The 18,118-nt window shown below is 68.3% G+C and carries 18 protein-coding genes; 4 read left to right on the top strand and 14 right to left on the bottom strand.

Going from position 1 to position 18,118, the window contains the following annotated elements; translation table 11 throughout:
- Window positions 1-19 precede the first annotated feature (19 nt).
- The 6 genes from AC1D1T_RS02905 to AC1D1T_RS02880 form a co-directional block, all read right to left on the bottom strand.
- Entirely contained in the window at window positions 20-1,246 is a 1,227-nt protein-coding gene (locus tag AC1D1T_RS02905; RefSeq protein WP_477825367.1) for a benzoate/H(+) symporter BenE family transporter, read from the bottom strand.
- Between the two features lie 454 nt (window positions 1,247-1,700).
- Window positions 1,701-2,291: a LuxR C-terminal-related transcriptional regulator gene (locus tag AC1D1T_RS02900; RefSeq protein WP_477825363.1), complete on the bottom strand. Its 591-nt coding sequence runs from the start codon at window positions 2,289-2,291 to the stop codon at window positions 1,701-1,703.
- Window positions 2,292-2,433: 142 nt separating this feature from the next.
- Complete coding sequence (locus AC1D1T_RS02895; protein ID WP_477825362.1) at window positions 2,434-4,068, bottom strand: FMN-binding glutamate synthase family protein; 1,635 nt, start codon at window positions 4,066-4,068, stop codon at window positions 2,434-2,436.
- Between the two features lie 76 nt (window positions 4,069-4,144).
- On the bottom strand, window positions 4,145-4,561 hold the full coding sequence (locus AC1D1T_RS02890; protein ID WP_465111393.1) for a DUF4148 domain-containing protein: 417 nt from the start codon (window positions 4,559-4,561) through the stop codon (window positions 4,145-4,147).
- Between the two features lie 105 nt (window positions 4,562-4,666).
- Window positions 4,667-5,899 carry a 6-phosphofructokinase gene (locus AC1D1T_RS02885; protein ID WP_477825366.1) on the bottom strand — a complete coding sequence of 411 codons (1,233 nt, stop codon included), beginning with the start codon at window positions 5,897-5,899 and terminating at the stop codon, window positions 4,667-4,669.
- 52 nt (window positions 5,900-5,951) lie between these two features.
- Window positions 5,952-6,257 carry a hypothetical protein gene (locus tag AC1D1T_RS02880; protein ID WP_047501946.1) on the bottom strand — a complete coding sequence of 102 codons (306 nt, stop codon included), beginning with the start codon at window positions 6,255-6,257 and terminating at the stop codon, window positions 5,952-5,954.
- A gap of 116 nt (window positions 6,258-6,373) precedes the next feature.
- On the opposite strand from AC1D1T_RS02880, the gene AC1D1T_RS02875 reads away from it, so the two are divergent.
- The gene (locus AC1D1T_RS02875; protein ID WP_082004143.1) at window positions 6,374-6,529 is read left to right on the top strand and encodes a DUF3096 domain-containing protein; all 156 of its coding nucleotides are present in this window, start codon (window positions 6,374-6,376) and stop codon (window positions 6,527-6,529) included.
- Between the two features lie 14 nt (window positions 6,530-6,543).
- Here AC1D1T_RS02875 and AC1D1T_RS02870 read toward each other — a convergent pair whose 3' ends face one another.
- Window positions 6,544-6,894 (bottom strand): hypothetical protein, encoded by a 351-nt coding sequence (locus AC1D1T_RS02870; RefSeq protein WP_477825361.1) that lies wholly within the window; start codon window positions 6,892-6,894, stop codon window positions 6,544-6,546.
- 104 nt (window positions 6,895-6,998) lie between these two features.
- On the opposite strand from AC1D1T_RS02870, the gene AC1D1T_RS02865 reads away from it, so the two are divergent.
- Window positions 6,999-7,205: a hypothetical protein gene (locus AC1D1T_RS02865; RefSeq protein WP_465111391.1), complete on the top strand. Its 207-nt coding sequence runs from the start codon at window positions 6,999-7,001 to the stop codon at window positions 7,203-7,205.
- Between the two features lie 61 nt (window positions 7,206-7,266).
- On the opposite strand, the gene AC1D1T_RS02860 is transcribed toward AC1D1T_RS02865, so the two are convergent.
- Genes AC1D1T_RS02860 through urtA form a run of 7 tightly spaced genes read right to left on the bottom strand, consistent with a single transcriptional unit; the run spans window position 7,267 to window position 13,660 of the window.
- The gene (locus AC1D1T_RS02860) at window positions 7,267-7,593 is read right to left on the bottom strand and encodes an FmdB family zinc ribbon protein (RefSeq protein ID WP_047501457.1); all 327 of its coding nucleotides are present in this window, start codon (window positions 7,591-7,593) and stop codon (window positions 7,267-7,269) included.
- Window positions 7,594-7,609: 16 nt separating this feature from the next.
- Window positions 7,610-8,839, bottom strand: a complete 1,230-nt coding sequence (gene fmdA, locus AC1D1T_RS02855; RefSeq protein ID WP_477991350.1) for a formamidase — start codon at window positions 8,837-8,839, stop codon at window positions 7,610-7,612.
- 38 nt (window positions 8,840-8,877) lie between these two features.
- Window positions 8,878-9,567 carry an urea ABC transporter ATP-binding subunit UrtE gene (urtE, locus tag AC1D1T_RS02850; protein WP_465111389.1) on the bottom strand — a complete coding sequence of 230 codons (690 nt, stop codon included), beginning with the start codon at window positions 9,565-9,567 and terminating at the stop codon, window positions 8,878-8,880.
- 10 nt (window positions 9,568-9,577) lie between these two features.
- Window positions 9,578-10,321: an urea ABC transporter ATP-binding protein UrtD gene (urtD, locus tag AC1D1T_RS02845; protein WP_047501451.1), complete on the bottom strand. Its 744-nt coding sequence runs from the start codon at window positions 10,319-10,321 to the stop codon at window positions 9,578-9,580.
- Window positions 10,318-11,445, bottom strand: a complete 1,128-nt coding sequence (gene urtC, locus AC1D1T_RS02840; RefSeq protein ID WP_477825023.1) for an urea ABC transporter permease subunit UrtC — start codon at window positions 11,443-11,445, stop codon at window positions 10,318-10,320. Before urtC ends, urtD begins: the two co-directional genes overlap by 4 nt.
- A 20-nt stretch (window positions 11,446-11,465) precedes the next feature.
- Window positions 11,466-12,380: an urea ABC transporter permease subunit UrtB gene (gene urtB, locus AC1D1T_RS02835; RefSeq protein WP_047501449.1), complete on the bottom strand. Its 915-nt coding sequence runs from the start codon at window positions 12,378-12,380 to the stop codon at window positions 11,466-11,468.
- Window positions 12,381-12,397: 17 nt separating this feature from the next.
- Window positions 12,398-13,660: an urea ABC transporter substrate-binding protein gene (gene urtA, locus AC1D1T_RS02830; RefSeq protein WP_477825022.1), complete on the bottom strand. Its 1,263-nt coding sequence runs from the start codon at window positions 13,658-13,660 to the stop codon at window positions 12,398-12,400.
- Between the two features lie 189 nt (window positions 13,661-13,849).
- Here urtA and AC1D1T_RS02825 point away from each other — a divergent pair, with 189 nt between their 5' ends.
- Together AC1D1T_RS02825 and AC1D1T_RS02820 are read left to right on the top strand one after the other, a co-directional pair.
- On the top strand, window positions 13,850-17,251 hold the full coding sequence (locus tag AC1D1T_RS02825; RefSeq protein ID WP_477825021.1) for a hybrid sensor histidine kinase/response regulator: 3,402 nt from the start codon (window positions 13,850-13,852) through the stop codon (window positions 17,249-17,251).
- Entirely contained in the window at window positions 17,248-18,108 is an 861-nt protein-coding gene (locus AC1D1T_RS02820; RefSeq protein WP_047501443.1) for a response regulator, read from the top strand. Before AC1D1T_RS02825 ends, AC1D1T_RS02820 begins: the two co-directional genes overlap by 4 nt.
- Window positions 18,109-18,118 lie beyond the last annotated feature (10 nt).

The following is an 18,118-nucleotide window of genomic DNA, read 5'->3' as shown; positions in this document are numbered from 1 at the left end:
GCGGGGCGCTCTCTTTCGGTCAGGCGGCGATGCGGGGCCGCCACTGTTGCACAAAAAGCGCGAGCGCGCCGGCGACCATGCCCCAGAAGGCCGAGCCGATGCCCCAGAGGCTGAGCCCGCTCAGCGTGACGAGGAAGGTGATCAGTGCGGCCTCGCGGTGCGCGTCTTCCTTCAGTGCGGAGGCGAGCCCGTTGCCGATGGTGCCGAGCAGGGCGAGCCCGGCGATCGCGACGACCAACTCGCGCGGGAAGGCCGTGAGCACGCCGGTGACGGCCGCGCCGAACAGCCCGATCACGCAGTAGATCAGCCCGCAGGCGACGGCGGCCATGTAGCGGCGGTTCTTGTCTTCATGCGCTTCGCGGCCCATGCAGATGGCGGCGGTGATGGCGGACAGGTTCAGTGCGAAGGCACCGAACGGCGCGAGCAGCAGCGTGGCGAGGCCGGAGATCGTGATGAGCTTGGAGATCGGCATGTCGTAGCCGGCGGCGCGGATCGCGGCGACGCCGGGCAGGTTCTGCGAGGCCATGGTGACGATGAAGAGTGGCAACGCGAGGCTGATGACGGCGGGCAGCGTGAAGACCGGCATCGTGAACACGGGGATCGTCAGCGCGAACGAGACGGCCCCGAGGTGCAGTTGCCCCTGCGCCACGGCGAACGCGGTACCCACCGCCAGCACGCCGGGCACCGCATAGCGCGGCCAGAAGCGCCGCCCGACGAGGTAGGTGGCCAGCATCAGCAGCACGAGTGCGAACGAGGATTTGAGCGCGATGAAGGCATCGAGCCCGAAGCGGGCGAGCACGCCGGCGAGCAGCGCGCTGGCGATCGGCATCGGGATGCGCCCCATCAGCCGTTCGAACCAGCCGGTGACGCCAAAGAGCGTGATGAGGGCGGCGCTGACGAGGAAGGCGCCGACGGCCTCGGGCAGGTGAAAGCCGCCGGTGGCAGCAGCGGTGGCAAGCACCGCCGCGCCGGGTGTTGACCACGCGATCATCACCGGCTGGCGCAGCCACAACGAAGGCACCACCGAGCACAGTCCCATGCCCAGACCGAGGGCCCACATCCACGAGCTGATCTCGGCAGGCCCGGCGCCGAGGGCTTGCGCGGCGGAAAAGACGATGGCGACGGAGCTGGTGAAGCCGACGAGGACGGCAACGAATCCGGCCACGAAGGCCGAGAGGGACATGTCGGAGGGATGGAGGCGCATGGCTCGGGAGCCTACCGCGTACAGCGGTTCACTGCGTGGCATTGCCGGGTCTCGCCCCGGCGGGCGAGTCACTTTCATTTGCTGGCTCAAATGAAAGTAACCAAAGCAAAGAGCCCTCAACCCGAAAACCATACGGTTCGTTCAGTCTCGCTGCGGACAACACTGACGCTTCGGCTGGTGCCCCACSTTCATTGGGATTGTTGGCCGTTCTTCTCCACCCRGCTCGCTRCGCWTCGCCAAGAYRCATGGCGAKCGCGGGCGCGAGACGATGCGAYGCGAAGCGAGTGAAGCGGGAGAACAACAATCCCAATGAACGGGGATGTGCAGCCGAAGYGTCAGTGTTGTCCGCAGCGAGACTGAACGAACCGCATGGTTTTCAAAGCGCCTTTGCTTTGGTTACTTTCATTTGGCAAGACAAATGAAAGTGACTCGCCCGCCGGGGCGAAACCTGCCGGCAAGCACAGCGCAGCGTCCGGAGCGAAACCCGGCAAAGGCATCAAGCAGTGAGCGACAACCCATTAGCCCGAATATCAAACTGCAACTTCTGATAAACCCGTCGAATCCCGCAAGCCACCGTGTGCACGCTCGCATGCCACTGCTGCGCGATCTCGTCGATCAGGTAGCCCTGCGCCAGCCACTGCAGGATCTGCCGCTCCATGCCGGTCAGCACCAGCGGGTTCAGCGCCTCGGTCATCGTGTCGGCCAGCGCATGCCGCGGCGATGTCTCGAAGTGAGACAGCACCTGGCGCGCAATGGTCGGCGTCATCGGCGACTCACCCCTGGCCACCTCCTGCAGTCCGCTGATCAGCGCCTCGGGGGAGTTGGCATGCACCCAATACCCGTCGGCCCCGGCGCGCAAGGCCTGCAGCAGCACCATGTCGTCGTGCGACATCAGCGTCACCAGCACCTGCGGGCGCGTCGCACGGCCGCCCTGGCGCAGGTCGCCCAGCAGGCCGTCGACCGGGCCGTCCTGCACGCGCAGGTCGGTCACCAGGATGTCGGGGTCGGCGCGCGCGATCAGCGGCCGCGCCTCGTCGATCGTGTGGACCGTGCCGACCACCCGGAAACCCGGAGTGGCCGCGATCAAGGCCGCCAGATGAGGGCTGGCCTCATGGTCACGCTGCAGAAGGACGAGGGACGGCATGGAAAAACGCACAAGCAAGCAGATCGGCCATTCTTCGCCGCACCCCCATCCGGTGCATCCCCATGACCAAGGGCTGCCAGCCCCCTCAACCCGGGGGGGTCATCGCGAAACTGTACGCCTGCGCCATCGGCCAGTACAGCCGGAAGACGTTGTGCGCCGGCTCGCTGCCGTCCAGCAGCGAACCCGGCTTCAGGAACGGCAGCAGATTCGCGAGCAGTTTCACCTCATGGTCGGCAGACCGGCGCACGATGTGCGACGCCGTGATGCCGCCCGGATGCGTCAGCCCCGCCGCCTGAACCAGCTCCTTCAGCGCGCGCAAGGTGTTCTGGTGGTAGTGGAAGACGCGCTCGGCCTTGGTCGGCACCACCAGCGCGCGCTGGCGCTGCGCGTCCTGCGTGCTGACCCCCGTCGGGCACGCACCGGTGTGGCAGGCCTGCGCCTGGATGCAACCGAGCGCGAACATGAAGCCGCGCGCCGCATTGCACCAGTCCGCCCCCAGGGCCATCATCCGCGCGATGTCGAACGCGCTGACCACCTTGCCGGCACAGCCGAGCTTCACCTGGTCGCGCAGGTTCAGCCCGACCAGCGTGTTGTGCACCAGCAGCAGGCCCTCCTGCAGCGGCGCACCGACGTGGTCGGTGAACTCCAGCGGCGCCGCGCCGGTGCCGCCCTCGGCACCATCGACGACGATGAAATCCGGCGTGATGCCGGTGACGAGCATCGCCTTCGCGATCGCGAACCACTCCCACGGGTGGCCGATGCACAGCTTGAAGCCGGTCGGCTTGCCGCCGGACAGCGTGCGCAGCCGCTCGATGAACCGCATCATCTCGACCGGCGTGTCGAACGCGCTGTGGCGTGCCGGCGAGATGCAGTCGACCCAGGCTGCCACACCCCGGGCCTCGGCGATCTCGGGCGTGACCTTCGGCCCCGGCAGCACGCCGCCATGCCCGGGCTTGGCACCCTGGCTCAGCTTCAACTCGATCATCCGCACCTGCGGCTGGGTCGCGTTCTCGGCGAAGCGCCGCTCGTCGAAGCTGCCATCTTCATGGCGGCAACCGAAGTAGCCGGAGCCGACCTCCCAGATCAGGTCGCCGCCGTTCTCGCGGTGATGGCGGCTGATGCTGCCCTCGCCGGTGTCATGCGCGAAGCCGCCGCGTTTCGCGCCGGCATTGAGCGCAAGGATCGCGTTCGCCGACAGCGCACCGAAACTCATCGCCGAGATGTTGAAGACGCTCGCCGAGTACGGCTGTGCGCGGTTCGCGCCGATCATCACGCGGAAGTCGTGCGTCGGCAGCTCGGTCGGCGCAATCGAGTGGTTGATCCATTCGTAGCCGAGCGCACCGACGTCCATCTGCGTGCCGAACGGCCGCTTGTCGGGATCGTTCTTCGCCCGCTGGTAGACCAGCGAGCGCTGCTGGCGCGAGAACGGCGCCGCCTCGTTGTCGCCCTCGATGAAGTACTGGCGCATCTCGGGCCGGATGAACTCCAGCAGGAAGCGCAGGTGCCCGATCACCGGGTAGTTGCGCAGCACCGAATGCCGCGCCTGCAGCACATCGTGCACGCCGACGCCCACCAGCAGCGCGAACAGCAGCAGCCAGGGCCACCCGACGTGGAACGCGACCGCGGTGAACGCACTGAGCAGCAGCCCGATACCGCTCAGCAGCCAGGCGCTGTAGCGGATCGGGAAATACTGGTTGAGCCTGAGTATCCACTCTTGCATCGCAGCCTCCTCACATGGCCGCGATGGTAGACGGTGGACAGGGGGCAGGCGGCGCGCTGGGCGCCGCCGGGAGCCGTCACTTCTTCGGCTTGCCTGATTCTTCGCTGCGCTCGATCTCGCCGTTCTTCATCGCGCGCTTCGTCTCGGCCTTCACGTCGGCGCGATCGGCCGGCGGCGGCGATCCGGCGGCCGGCGGCGGCAGCTTGTTCAGGTCGCCCTCGCTGGTCTTCATCTCGCCCATGGCCTTCGCGGCCTTGGTGTCCGCCTTGACCTGCGCGCGCGTCGTCTCCGACGTGACCGGCTTGCGCTTGTTGTCGTGCTGCTCGCCGACCGGCACCTTCTTGCCGGCGGCCGCGGCGTCGCGGGTTTCGGCCTTCACCTGCTCGCGCGTCTTCGGCGCGGACGGGTCGTCGGTCGTCGTCTGGGCCAGCACGGTCTGCGAGCCGAAGGCGCCGGCCAGCAGCGCGGACAACAAAAGCATCTTGTGGTTCATGGTGATCCCTTTCCAGTGGGTGGAGAGATCCCATCAGACCCGCTCACGCCCGCGCGGCCCATCAGCCGGGACCGGGCGCTGCGGTAGGAAATGCCCGACCGGGCGTCAGCGTCCTACGGTCGATCCGCCCAGTCGCTTCGCGATCGGATGCCCGCGCAGCCGGTGCGCCTGCGGCATGTCGCTGCCGAGCAGCGGGCGCAGGTACTGGCGGAACGCGTCGGTGACGGCATTGCCGCCCTCGGTGATGAAGACATCTTCCATCACCCGCGTCTTGCCCGCCACCGCCGCCAGCGGCAGCAGCTCGTAGCGCACGGCGTAGTCGCCGCAGCGCTGGATCGCGACCGAACCGTCGCGGTCGCCGCGCAGTGCGAACTGCAGCGCCGTCTCGCCGACCTCGCGGGCTTCGCGCTGGTCGACATCCGACACGCAGCCGAGGAACGAGCGCTGCAGGTAGCCGAAGGTGTCGCCGCGCACGCGCTTGATCTTCAGCTGGTCCTTGATGAGGTCGCACAGCAGATCGGCCAGGGCGCCGGTGCCCGACAGCTGCACGTTGCCGTGGGCGTCGCGCTCGACACCCCCCGGCGCGAGCTGCACCGCGATCGGCTCGCCCGACGCATCGTGGATGCCCTCGGAGACGGCGATCACGCAACGGCCCAGGCGCTGATGGGTCTCACGCACGTCGGCCAGGAAGCGCTCGCGCTCGAACACCCGCTCGGGCAGGTAGACGAGGTGCGGGCCGTCGTCGGGGTAGCGGGCGCCGAGCGCCGCGGCCGCCGTCAGGAAGCCGGCATGCCGGCCCATCACGACGCCGAGGTAGACGCCCGGCAGCGCCGCGTTGTCGAGGTTGGCCCCCGCGAAGGCCTGCGCGACGAAGCGCGCCGCCGACGCATAGCCCGGCGTGTGGTCGTTGCCCACCAGGTCGTTGTCGATGGTCTTCGGCACGTGGATGCAGCGCAGCGCATGGCCGGCCTGGCGGGCTTCCTCGCTGACGATGCGCACGGTATCCGACGAGTCGTTGCCGCCGATGTACAGGAAATGGCTGATGCCATGCGCCTGCAGCACTTTCAGGATGGCGCGGCAGTAGGCCAGGTCGGGCTTGTCACGGGTGCTGCCGAGGGCCGAGGCCGGCGTGGCGGCGACCGCCTCGAGGTGCTGCGGCGTCTCGCGCGCCAGGTCGACGAAGTCCTCGTCGACGATGCCGCGCACGCCGTGGCGGGCGCCGTAGACCGCCGTCACCTCCGGAAAGCGCTGCGCCGCGAGCACCGCGCCGACCAGCGACTGGTTGATCACGGCGGTCGGGCCGCCGCCCTGGGCGATCAGGATCCTGGCTTCGGGCATCGTCGGCATGGCGGCTCCGGTGTCGTGGCGGGAGGCGCCAAGGGTAGCCGTTCTATTTCGTCGAGAACAGCTTGGCGGCGCGGCCTTTCAATTCCAGCAACTCGCTAGGCGTCACCGAATAGGCGCCCGACATGATGTCCACCTCGATGCGGAACTCCACGTCACGCTTGCCGTTGGTCAGCAGCCCGGAGGTGAACTCGTAGCTCTCGTCCTCGATCGGCATGCCCTCGGCCTTCACGTCGTAATCCTCGTACTGCACGTTGCGGATCTCGCCGCTGGCCAGGTCGAGCATGCCGGTGGAACGGATGACGGACTCGGTGAGCTCGTCGAAGATGACAATCGGAAGTTTCAGATCCACGGCGGGCTCCAGGGAGAATCGGTGCGTCATCGTCTTCGATGCGCGGGCCGACATTCTAGGGACCTGCCCGCGGTCCATCCCCGATCCACGTTTCAACCTCCCGACGGAACCCTCAATTGAACATCCACCTGAGCCTCACCCCCCTGATTTCGCTGATCGCCGGCATCCTGGTGCTGGTCATGCCGAAGCTGCTGAACTTCATCGTCGCGATCTACCTGATCGCGATCGGGCTGATCGGCCTGTTCGGGATGTCGTCGCTGCGGCTGCACTGAGCGCCCGCGGACGCTCAGCCGTCCAGGTCCTCGTCGGCCGTGATCTTCAGCCCGACCCGGCGCACGCCCTGCACCTCGGTGCGGGCGGTCAGCCGCAGCGGCTCGCCGACCGGCACGGTCTTGCGCAGCCGCACGTCCAGCGAATCGCTGCCGGCATGGGTCGCCACCCGGCGCGCCCATTCCTGGGCCCCGTTGACCAGCACGCGCAGCCCGTGGGCCGCGTCGTCGCCGCCGAGCGGGTTGGCCACCTCGAAGCTGCAGAAGATCTCGAAACGGCGCTCGCGCGTCGCGTGCGGCGGGATGTCCAGGTGGGCGGCGTCGCTGTCGCCGGCATCCTCGACCCAGTGTTCGGCAACATCTGACACGGAAGGCTTCATCGGGTGTCTCGCATGCGCAAAGGTGGGGATGCTAGCGAGCATGCAAAGTCGGGCCAAATGCCTGAGAATTCGCCGATCCACCGGAGAGCGCCATGGGCACCCGTTTCGCACGCACCGCTTTCGCGCTGATCAGCATCGCCGCCATCGCCGGCGCGGTGTTCCGGGTCTCCACCGCCCCCGACCGCATCCGCGAACGCCACCAGACCGCGCGTGCGGTCTGCCTGCAGAAGGGCGGCGAGTGGGTCGTCGTCGACAACAACGAGATCTGCCGGACGGCCGAGATCGCGAAGCAGATGTGACGCGGCAAGCTCCGCTCGCCCTGAGCTTGTCGAAGGGTCGGGCTGAGCCGGTCGAAGCCCTTCAGTGACTGATCATCCAGGGCCGCTTGCCGGCGAATGACCGCGGCGCAGTCGCCGCCTCCCCCGTCCGCTTCGGCCCGGCGCAGCACCCGCAGCCCGCCGGATGCCGGTAGCGCGCCGATTCCTTCGGCTCATGCCGGGCCCGCTCGTTGGTCGCCAGCGCAAAGCGCCGCTCGGCCGGCATGTCCGCCAGCCGCGGCGCCGCCAGCCAGGCCCGGGTCGACGGCATCGCGCAGCGCGGGCACGCCGCCGGCACATCCCGCTCGGCCATGCGCCGCAGCGCATCGAAGGGCCCGCACTGCGGGCAGTGGTAGTCGTAGGTCGGCATGGTCGGCGCCCCGGGCTCAGAGGTCCGGCGACAGCGGCATCTCCGGCCCGCCCTGGATGTATTTCACCGGCCCGCTCGCGTTCGGCCGGATGTCGAAATCGAAGATCTGCGTCGGCAGCCACAGCGTCGCGCACGAGTTCGGGATGTCGACCACGCCGCTGATGTGCCCCTGCACCGGCGCCGTGCCGAGGATCGAGTAGGCCTGCGCCTTCGAGTAGCCGAACTTCGTCAGGTACTCGATCGCGTTCAGGCAGGCCTGCCGGTACGCGACGTTGACGTCCAGGTAGTGCTGCTTGCCGGCCTCGTCGACCGAGATGCCCTCGAAGATCAGGTAGTCGTTGTAGTGCGGCGTGATCGGGCTGGGCCGGAAGATCGGGTTCCTGATGCCGTACATCGCCATGCCGCCCTTGATCACCTCGACCTTCATGTGCACCCAGCCGGCCATCTCGATCGCGCCGCAGAAGGTGATCTCGCCGTCGCCCTGGCTGAAGTGCAGGTCGCCCACCGACAGGCCGGCGCCCTTCACGTACACCGGGAAGTAGATCTTCGAGCCGCGCGACAGGTCCTTGATGTCGCAGTTGCCGCCGTGCTCGCGCGGCGGCACGGTACGAGCCCCCTCGGCCGCCGCCTTGGCCTTCGCGTCACCGCCCAGCTTGCCCATGTGGGCGGTGGCCGCGAACGGCGGATTGGCCAGCGGCGGCACGCGGTCGGGCTCGGTCGCGATCAGGCCGACCTCGCGCTCGTTCCACTTCTCGAGCAGCGACGGGTCCGGCAGGCAGCCGATCAGCCCCGGGTGGATCAGCCCGGCGTAGTTGACACCCGGCACGTGACGCGATTTCGTGAACATGCCCTGGATGTCCCAGATCGACTTCTGCGCGAACGGGAAGTGGTCGGTCAGGAAGCCGCCGCCGTTGTTCTTCGAGAAGAAGCCGTTGAAACCCCACAGGCTGTCGGCCTTGGCGCCGATGTCCAGCAGGTCGACCACCAGCAGGTCGCCCGGTTCGGCGCCGTGCACGCCGACCGGGCCCGACAGGAAGTGCACGATCGACAGATCGATGTCGCGCACATCGTCGGCGCTGTCGTTGTTCTGGATGAAGCCGCCCGTCCAGTCGTAGGTCTCGAGCACGAAGTCGTCGCCCGGCTTGATCCAGCAGGCCATCGGGATGTCCGGATGCCAGCGGTTGTGGACCTGCTCGTTCTCGTACGGCGATTGCTTCAGGTCGACCTTGATCAGGGTGTCGGGCATGGCGTGCTCCTGTGAATGTGTGTGTTCGGGGAAATGACTCAGACGGAGAGGAACTGCTTGATGCGCTGCACGTCGGTGCTTGCGCGCGGGCTCTCGTGCACCAGCCGCCCGCCCTCGATGACGAACAGCCGGTCGGCCACGTCCATCGCGAAGCTCAGCACCTGTTCGGAGACCACGATCGTGATCTCGCGCCGCTTGCGGATCTCGTTCAGCGCGCGGGCGATGTCCTTGATGATCGAAGGCTGGATGCCCTCGGTCGGCTCGTCGAGCAGCAGCACCTTCGGGTTGGTGACCAGCGCGCGGGCGATCGCGAGCTGCTGCTGCTGGCCGCCCGACAGGTTGCCGCCCTTGCGAGAGCGCATGTCGAACAGCACCGGGAACAGCGCGTAGATCTCGTCGGGGATGCGCCGGCTCGCGGCGTTCTCCAGGCCGGTGCGGATGTTCTCCTCGACCGTCAGCATCGGGAAGATCATGCGGCCCTGCGGCACGTAGGCCAGGCCCTTGCGCACGCGCTGGAAGCTCTCGTCCTTCGTGACCTCGCGGCCGTCGACCTCGATGCTGCCGGACCTGGCCGGCAGGATCCCCATCAGGCTCTTGAACAGCGTGGTCTTGCCCATGCCGTTGCGGCCCATGATCGCGACGGCCTCGTTCTTCCCCGCGTCGAAATCGATGCCGTGCAGGGCCTCGCTCTGGCCATAGGCGACGTGCAGGTTCTTCACATGGAGCATCGCAATGTCCTCAATGGCCGAGGTAGACGTCGATCACCTTCGGGTCGGCCTGCACCTGCTCCATCGAGCCCTCGGCGAGGATCCTGCCCTGGTGCATCACCGTCACCTTGTGGGCGATCTGCTTGACGAAATCCATGTCGTGCTCGATGACGATCATCGAGCGCCCCTTGCAGATGCGCTTCAGCAGCTCGGCCGTCAGCTCGCGCTCGCGCACGCTCATGCCGGCGATCGGCTCGTCGAGCATCAGCAGCTCCGGGTCCTGCATCAGCAGCATGCCGATCTCGAGCCACTGCTTCTGGCCGTGCGAGAGCAGCCCGGCCTCCAGCTCGAGCTGGTCGGCCAGGCCGATCTCGGCGGCCACCGACTGCACCGCGTCGCGCACCTCGGCATCGCGCTGGAACGCCAGCGCCCCGAACACACCGCGGCCGCGCGGGAACGAGACCTCCAGGTTCTGGAACACGCTGAGGTTCTCGTAGATCGACGGCGTCTGGAACTTGCGGCCGATGCCGGCGCGCACGATCTGGTATTCGGGCAGCCGGCTCATCTCGGTGTTCTTGAACTTGATGCTGCCGCCGCTTGCGCGCGTCTTGCCGCAGATCAGGTCGAGCAGCGTGGTCTTGCCGGCGCCGTTCGGGCCGATGATCACGCGCAGCTCGTTCTTGTCGACGTACAGCGTCAACGCGTCGATCGCCTTGAAGCCGTCGAACGAGACGGTGAGGTCCTCGACCGCCAGCACGAAGTCGGTGTTGCTCATGACGCCCTCCATGCGGTCTCGGCACGCGGCTCGGCCGTGCTGCGGCGCCTGCGCCGCAGCCACCACGGCTTCAGCTTGTTGGCATACAACCCGGCCAGCCCGTCGGGGAACGCGAGCACCACGCCGAGGAACATCGCCGCCATCAGGAACAGCCACAGGTCGGGGAAGCTCTCGGAGAAGTAGGTCTTGCCGAAGTTGACGAGCAGCGCACCCCACACCGCGCCGACCAGCGACATGCGCCCGCCGACCGCCGCGAAGATCACCATCTCGATGCTGGGCACGATGCCCACCAGCGACGGCGACATGAAGCCCACCTGCAGCGTGAACAGCGCACCGCCGATGGCCGACAGCAGCGCCGCCAGGCAGAACGCGAACACGCGGAACATCGCGACGTCGTAGCCCGAGAAGCGCACGCGGTCTTCCTTGTCGCGCATCGCGAGCAGCAGCGTGCCGAGCTTGCTCTTCTGGATCCAGCTGCACCCGACGATCGCGCCGATCAGCAGCGCCACCGTCAGGAAGTACAGGATGTACTTCGCGCTGTTGGTGCGGGTGTCCCAGCCGAGCAGCGTCTTCAGGTCGGTCATGCCGTTGACGCCGCCGGTGTAGCCCTGCTGGCCGATGATCAGCACCGTGAGGATCAGCGCCACCGCCTGCGTGATGATCGCGAAGTACACGCCGCCGACGCGCCGCTTGAACATCGCGAAGCCGATCACGAAGGCCAGCAGCGTCGGCACCGCGAGGATCGCGAGCAGCGCGAACGGGAAGTGCCGGAACGGCTCCCACCACAGCGGCAGCGCGGTGATCTGGTTCCAGTCCATGAAGTCGGGGATGCCCGGCGTCGACTGGATCTTCGTCGTCACGGGGTCGCTCGCCTCGAGCTTCAGGAACATCGCCATGCCGTAGCCGCCGAGGCCGAAGAACACGCCCTGCCCGAGGCTCAGCACGCCGCCGTAGCCCCACAGCATCACCAGGCCCAGCGCGACGAAGGCATAGCTCAGGTACTTGCCGACCAGGTTGAGGCGGAACAGGTCGAAGGCCAGCGGGAACACCACCGCCAGCACCACGGCCAGCAGCAGCACGCTGCCCATGCCGCTGCGGTCCAGCCACTGCACGATGCGATTCATCGGAGCTCCTTGAAGAGAGATCAACGCCGCACCTTGGCCGCGAACAGCCCCTGCGGTCGCACCATCAGGATCAGCACGATCAGCGACAGCGTCAGCACCTTGGCCATCGAGCCGGTGATGAAGAACTCGGTGATCGACTGCGTCTGCGCGATGCCGAAGGCCGACACCACGGTGCCGAGCAGGCTGGCCGCGCCGCCGAAGGTGACGACCAGGAAGGCGTCGACGATGTAGAGCGAGCCGCTGGTCGGGCCGGTGGAGCCGATGGTGGTGAAGGCGGCCCCCGCGACGCCGGCGATGCCGCAGCCGATCGCGAAGGTGAGCCGGTCGGTCTGGCGCGTGTTGATGCCGGTCGCGTTGGCCATCATGCGGTTGGCCACGGTGGCGCGCACCCGCAGGCCCCAGCGCGAGCGGTACAGCGCGAGCAGCACGCCGCCGGTGACGACCGCCGTCAGCGCCATCACGAACAGGCCGTTGATCGGGATGTCGAGACCGGCGGACGGCGCCCACGAACCCATCAGCCAGTCGGGCAGTGTCGGGCTCACCTCCTTCGCGCCGAAGGTCGAGCGGAAGATCTGCTGCATGCCCAGCGACAGGCCCCAGGTGGCGAGCAGCGTGTCGAGCGGGCGGCGGTACAGGTGGCGGATGAACAGCCACTCGACCGCCCAGCCGGCGGCGAACGCGAAGCCGAAGGCCGCGACGATCGCCACCGGGAAGTACGCGGCCATCAGCTTCGGTGCGTAGCTTTCGGCCAGGTGCGAGAACAGCCAGATCGTGTAGGCGCCGATCGTCATGAACTCGCCATGCGCCATGTTGATGACGCCCATCTGGCCGAAGATGATGGCCAGGCCCAGGCCCATCAGCAGCAGCACCGAGAACAGGCTCAGGCCGGCGAAGCCTTGCATCAGCGAGATGTTCAGGATTTCGGAGAGGGTCATGGCGGCGCCCGTCGTGCTTACTGGTATCCCTTGGGAAACGGATTCGGCTCGATCAAGTCAGGCGACTCCGCCACCACCTTGAACTGCCCGTCCGCCTGCGCCATGCCGATGCGCGTCTTGCTCCACAGGTGGTGGTTCTCGTGCACCTTCACGTAGCCCTCGGGCGCGGTCTTCAGCTCGATGCCGGCCGAGGCCGCGGCGATCTTGTCGACGTCGAAGCTGCCGGCCTTCTCGACCGCCGCCTTCCACAGCCACGGCCCCAGGTAGCCGGCCTGCGTCACGTCGCCGATCACCGCGGTCGGGCCGTACTTGGCGCGGAACGCCGACACGAAGGCCTTGTTGTTCGCGTTGTCCAGCGACTGGAAGTACTTCATCGACGCGTAGAAGCCGGCCATGTTCTCGCCGCCGATGCCCAGCACCTCGTCTTCCGTCACCGAGATCGTCAGCAGGAACTGCTTGTCGGCGGTGACGCCGGCCGCCTTCAGCTGCTTGTAGAACGCGACGTTCGAGCCGCCCACCACCGCGACGAAGATGCAGTCGGGCTTGGCGACCTTGATCTTGTTGATCAGCGAGTTGAAGTTGGTGTGGCCGAGCGGGTAGTACTCCTCGCCGACCACCTTGCTGCCGGCGAGGTGCCCCTCGATGTGCTTGCGGCCGATCTTCATCGAGGTGCGCGGCCAGATGTAGTCGGAGCCGACCAGGAAGTAGGTCTTGGCCTTCTTCTCCTTGGCCGCCCAGTCGAGGCCCCACAGGATCTGCTGCGTCGCCTCCTGGCCGGTGTAGATCACGTTCTTGCTCTGCTCCAGGCCTTCGTAGAAGGTCGGGTAATAGAGCATGCCGTTCTCCTTCTCGAAGATCGGCAGCACCGCCTTGCGCGAGGCCGAGGTCCAGCAGCCGAACACGCAGGCCACGCGGTCGTTGACCAGCAGCTTCTTCGACTTCTCGGCGAAGGTCGGCCAGTCGGACGCGCCGTCTTCCTTGATCACCTTGATCTTGCGGCCGAGCACGCCGCCCATCGCGTTGATCTGGTCGATTGCGAGCTGCTCGGCCTGGATCGAGCCGGTCTCCGAGATCGCCATCGTGCCGGTGCCCGAGTGCAGCTGGCCCACCGTCACCTCGGTGTCGGTGACCGCCAGCTTCGTCGTGTTGACCTTGGCGGTGGGGGCGGCCTGCGCGAGCGCGAACCCCGACAGGCCCGCGAGGGGCAACGCGGCGGCGCCTTGCAGCAGCCGGCGGCGCTGCATCGAATCGGTGTGGAGGTCGTCGTTGCGGTCGGTCATCGTGTTCTCCGAACAGGTTGAGGGCATCGTCATGACGCACGGCACCAAGCCTGTGCGGTGCCGCGTTGTTCACGCTGGGGCCGACTGTCCGGGATGGCGTGCGCAAACCGAATACGTCAATCAACGTAGCCGGCCGCGGGAGCGCTTCTTGCATGAGAGCCGACACTGCCGTCGTTGTCGGAGAAACCGGTGTCCGTGGCCACGCAAAAGATCTTTCGCATCCGCCGGGACTACAACACCTGGGTCGGCAACGAGACGCTCGAGGACTACGCGCTGCGCTACACGCCGCGCAGCTTCCGCAAGTGGAGCGAGTTCCGCGTCGCCAACACCGCGTTCGGCGCCACCTCGTTCCTCGCGCTCGAGGCGATCGGCGGCTCGATCGCGATCGGCTACGGCTTCTCGAACGCGCTGTGGGCGATCCTCGTGGTCGGGCTGATCACCTTCCTGACCGGGCTGCCGATCAGCTATTACGCGGCGAAGTACGGCGTCGACATGGACCTGCTGACGCGCGGCGCCGGCTTCGGCTACCTCGGCTCCACGCTGACCTCGCTGGTCTACGCGAGCTTCACCTTCATCTTCCTCGCGCTCGAGGCGGCCATCCTCGCGCTCGCGCTGCAGATGTACTTCGGCTGGCCGCTGTCGCTGTGCTACCTGCTGTCGTCGCTCGGCATCGTGCCGCTGGTGATGCACGGCATCACGCTGATCTCGCGGCTGCAGCTGTGGACGCAGCCGCTGTGGCTGATCCTCCTGATCTGCCCCTACGCCTTCGTGCTGGCGAAGAACCCGCAGGCGTTCGCCGACTTCACCGGGCTGGTCGGCCGGGCCTCGGGCAGCAACGGCTTCAGCTGGCTGATGTTCGGCACCGCCGCCACCGTCGCGTTCTCGCTGGTGGTGCAGATCGGCGAGCAGGTCGACTACCTGCGCTTCCTGCCCGAGAAGACGCGTGCCAACCGGCGCCGCTGGTGGGCCGCGGTGCTGGTGGCCGGCCCCGGCTGGATCGTGCCGGGCATGGTGAAGATGCTGGGCGGCGCCTTCCTCGCCTTCCTCGCGCTGCAGCACCAGATCCCGACCGAGAAGGCGGTCGAGCCCACGCAGATGTACCTGGCCGGCTTCGCCTACGTGTTCGCGGACCCGGCCTGGATCCTCGGCGCGACCACGCTGTTCGTGCTGGTCTCGCAGCTGAAGATCAACCTGACCAACGCCTACGCCGGCTCGCTCGCGTGGTCGAACTTCTTCGCTCGCCTCACGCACAGCCACCCGGGCCGCGTGGTGTGGCTGGTGTTCAACGTGCTGATCGCGGTGCTGCTGATGACGCTGGGCGTGTTCGAGGCGCTGGAGCGCGTGCTCGGGCTGTACAGCAATGTCGCGATCGCGTGGGTGGGCGCGCTCGTCGCCGACCTCGTGATCAACAAGCCGCTCGGCTGGAGCCCGCGCCACATCGAGTTCAAGCGCGCGCACCTGTACGACATCAACCCGGTCGGGCTCGGCGCAATGCTGAGCGCGGCGGTGCTCGCGATCGTCGCGTACGCCGGCGCGCTCGGTGCCGCGGCGCAGGCCTTTGCGCCGTTCATCGCGCTGGTCACCGCGATGGTGGTGTCGCCGCTGCTCGCGTGGGCGACGCGCGGGCGCTGGTACCTGGCGCGGCACGACACCACGCGCTGGGCACCGGGCCAGAGCGTGAGCTGCACGGTGTGCGACAACGCCTTCGAGTCCGAAGACATGGCGCACTGCCCGGCTTACGGCGCGCCGATCTGCTCGCTGTGCTGCACGCTGGAATCGCGCTGCCACGACCGCTGCAAGACCGATTCGCGCGCCGCCGAACAGGTCAGCGCGGTGCTGGCCGCGGTGCTGCCGCAGCGGCTCGCATCGCGCGTGAACTTCCGCGTCGCGCACTACCTGGTGGTGGCCGCCTCGCTGATCGGGCTGCTGGCGGTGATCCTCGGCGTGGTCTACGACCAGGAGGGCGTGCTGCACGCCGCCGGCCAGGGCGCGCTGAAGGCGCCGCTGCTGAAGGTGTTCGCGCTGCTGTCGCTGGCGGCCGCCGTCGGCGCCTGGTGGGTGGTGCTGGGCAGCGAGAGCCGGCACATGGCGCAGGACGAGTCGAACCGGCAGAAACAGCTGCTGACGCGCGAGATCGACGCGCACCGCCGCACCGACGCCGCGCTGCAGGCCGCGAAGGACCTGGCCGAGGCCGCGAACCAGGCGAAGACGCGCTACGTGGCCGGCATGACGCACGAGCTGCGCACGCCGCTGAACAGCATCCTCGGCTATGCGCAGATCCTGCTGAAGGACGAGCAGGTGCAGGGCGTGCGGCGCGCGTCGGTCGACACCATCCACCGCAGCGGCGAGCACCTGCACGGGCTGGTCGACGGGCTGCTCGACCTGGCGCGCATCGAGGCTGGCCGGCTGCGGCTGGACATGGCGCCGCTGCCGATGCACGAGTTCCTCGACGACCTGGTGCGCATGGTCGGGCCGCAGGCGGAAGCGAAAGGGCTCGTCTTCACGCTGCAGACCAGCGGCCGCGTGCCCGGCCATGTGAACGCCGATGCGAAGCGGCTGCGCCAAATCCTGATCAACCTGCTGAGCAACGCGGTGCGCTTCACCGACCGCGGCAGCGTGACGCTGAAGCTGGACTACCGGCTGGAGCTGGCGCGCTTCGAGGTGATCGACACCGGCATCGGCATCGCGGCGCAGGACCAGGAACGCATCTTCCTGCCGTTCGAGCGCGGCAGCGCCGGACGGCGCACCGGCGAGCCCGGCACCGGCCTCGGGCTGACGATCACCCACCTGCTGACCCAGCTGATGGGCGGCGAGCTGACGGTGAAGAGCGCGCCGGGCCGCGGCAGCACCTTCACCGCGCGGCTGTACCTGCGCGAGATCAGCGCGCCGGTGCTGCCGCGGCGCACGCACCGGCCGGTCACCGGCTACCTCGGCCCGCGGCGCAGCCTGCTGGTGGTGGACGACCAGCCGACGCAGCGCCAGATGCTGGCGGGGCTGCTGATGCCGCTCGGCTTTCGCATCCGCGAGGCGGCGAGCGGACGCGAGTGCCTCGAGAGCGTGCTGGACGACTGCCCCGATGCGGTGCTGCTCGACGTCTCGATGGACGACATGGACGGCTGGCAGACCGCGCGCCAGATCCGCGCGGCCGGGCTGCTGCACCTGCCGATCCTGATGGTGTCGGCGAACGCGTTCGAGAACCAGGCCGACAAGCTGGCGGCCGCCGGCTGCCAGGGCTTCGTCGACAAGCCGGTGATCGAATCGGAGCTGCTGGACATGCTGCAGCGGCACCTGCAGATCGAATGGCTGGCCGAGCTGGCGCTGCCGAACTGGGCCACGGCCGGTGTCACCGGTGCGGCCGGGCCGGTGGGTGCGACGGCATTGCCCGCCGAGCTGATCGGCGACCTGATCCGGCTCGTGCGGCTCGGTCACCTGCAGGGCGTGCAGGCAGCGCTGGATGCGGCGATCGCCCAGCACCCGGGGGCCCACGCCGAGCTGCGCGCGATGCGGCTGCTGGCGGAGCGCTTCGAGCTCGATGCGCTGCTCGACCGGCTGACGCAGGCGCTGCGCGACGTGACGACGGAGGCGCTGTGAGTGCGTCCCCCGTCGTGCTGGTGGTCGACGACGCGCCGCAGTCGCTCGGCGCGCTGTGCGCGTCGCTCGAGGCCGAGGGCTACACGGTGCTGGTCGCGCGCGACGGTGAGTCAGCCCTCGCACGGCTGGACCTCGCGACGCCCGATGCGATCCTGCTCGACGCGCTGATGCCGGGGCTGTCGGGCTTCGAGACCTGCCGGCGCATCAAGCAGGACCCGGCGCTGTCGCACATCCCGGTGATCTTCATGACCGGCCTGTCGGAGACGCCGCACATCGTCGAAGGCTTCGAGAGCGGCGGCGTCGACTACGTCGTGAAGCCGGTGCGTGCGCAGGAGGTGCTGGTGCGCCTGGCCACGCACGTGCGCAATGCGCGCGCAGTGCGGCTCGCGCGCGAGGCGGTGGATGTCGGCGGGCACGGCGTGCTGGTGCTCGACGCGCAGGGGCGCGTCGCGTGGCGTTCGCCGCAGGCGGCGGCGTGGCTGCGCGAGTTCCACCCGCAGGGGCTGCCGGCGGCCTGGGCAGACGATGGCGTGGCGGAGCACCGCAGCATCGGCACCGATGGCCGGGTGCTGTCGGTGCGCCACGCCGGCGCAGTCGGGCTGGGCGAGCGGATGCTGCTGATGCGCCTGCAGGCCGCGAGCGACGTGCCGCCGACGCGGCTGAGCACCGCGTCGCTGACGCCGCGCGAGACCGAGGTGCTGTCGTGGATCGCGAAGGGCAAGACCAACCGCGACGTCGGCGAGATCCTCGGCATGAGCCCGCGCACCGTGAACAAGCACCTCGAGCATGTGTTCGAGAAGCTCGGCGTGGAGACGCGCGCCGCGGCGGCGGCGCTGGCGAGCCGCGAACTCGGCTGAAGACCTGGCC

The sequence above is a fragment of the Rhizobacter sp. P2_H3 genome (assembly GCF_056403355.1).
This window is presented reverse-complemented; position numbering and strand designations above follow the sequence as displayed.

Coding starts and splice junctions, on each gene's coding strand:
- AC1D1T_RS02905 (WP_477825367.1), bottom strand. CDS start 1,246: ATGCCACGCAGTGAACCGCTGTACGCGGTAGGCTCCCGAGCCATGCGC.
- AC1D1T_RS02895 (WP_477825362.1), bottom strand. CDS start 4,068: ATGCAAGAGTGGATACTCAGGCTCAACCAGTATTTCCCGATCCGCTAC.
- AC1D1T_RS02890 (WP_465111393.1), bottom strand. CDS start 4,561: ATGAACCACAAGATGCTTTTGTTGTCCGCGCTGCTGGCCGGCGCCTTC.
- AC1D1T_RS02885 (WP_477825366.1), bottom strand. CDS start 5,899: ATGCCCGAAGCCAGGATCCTGATCGCCCAGGGCGGCGGCCCGACCGCC.
- AC1D1T_RS02865 (WP_465111391.1), top strand. CDS start 6,999: ATGGGCACCCGTTTCGCACGCACCGCTTTCGCGCTGATCAGCATCGCC.
- AC1D1T_RS02860 (WP_047501457.1), bottom strand. CDS start 7,593: ATGCCGACCTACGACTACCACTGCCCGCAGTGCGGGCCCTTCGATGCG.
- fmdA (WP_477991350.1), bottom strand. CDS start 8,839: ATGCCCGACACCCTGATCAAGGTCGACCTGAAGCAATCGCCGTACGAG.
- urtE (WP_465111389.1), bottom strand. CDS start 9,567: ATGCTCCATGTGAAGAACCTGCACGTCGCCTATGGCCAGAGCGAGGCC.
- urtD (WP_047501451.1), bottom strand. CDS start 10,321: ATGAGCAACACCGACTTCGTGCTGGCGGTCGAGGACCTCACCGTCTCG.
- urtC (WP_477825023.1), bottom strand. CDS start 11,445: ATGAATCGCATCGTGCAGTGGCTGGACCGCAGCGGCATGGGCAGCGTG.
- urtB (WP_047501449.1), bottom strand. CDS start 12,380: ATGACCCTCTCCGAAATCCTGAACATCTCGCTGATGCAAGGCTTCGCC.
- urtA (WP_477825022.1), bottom strand. CDS start 13,660: ATGACCGACCGCAACGACGACCTCCACACCGATTCGATGCAGCGCCGC.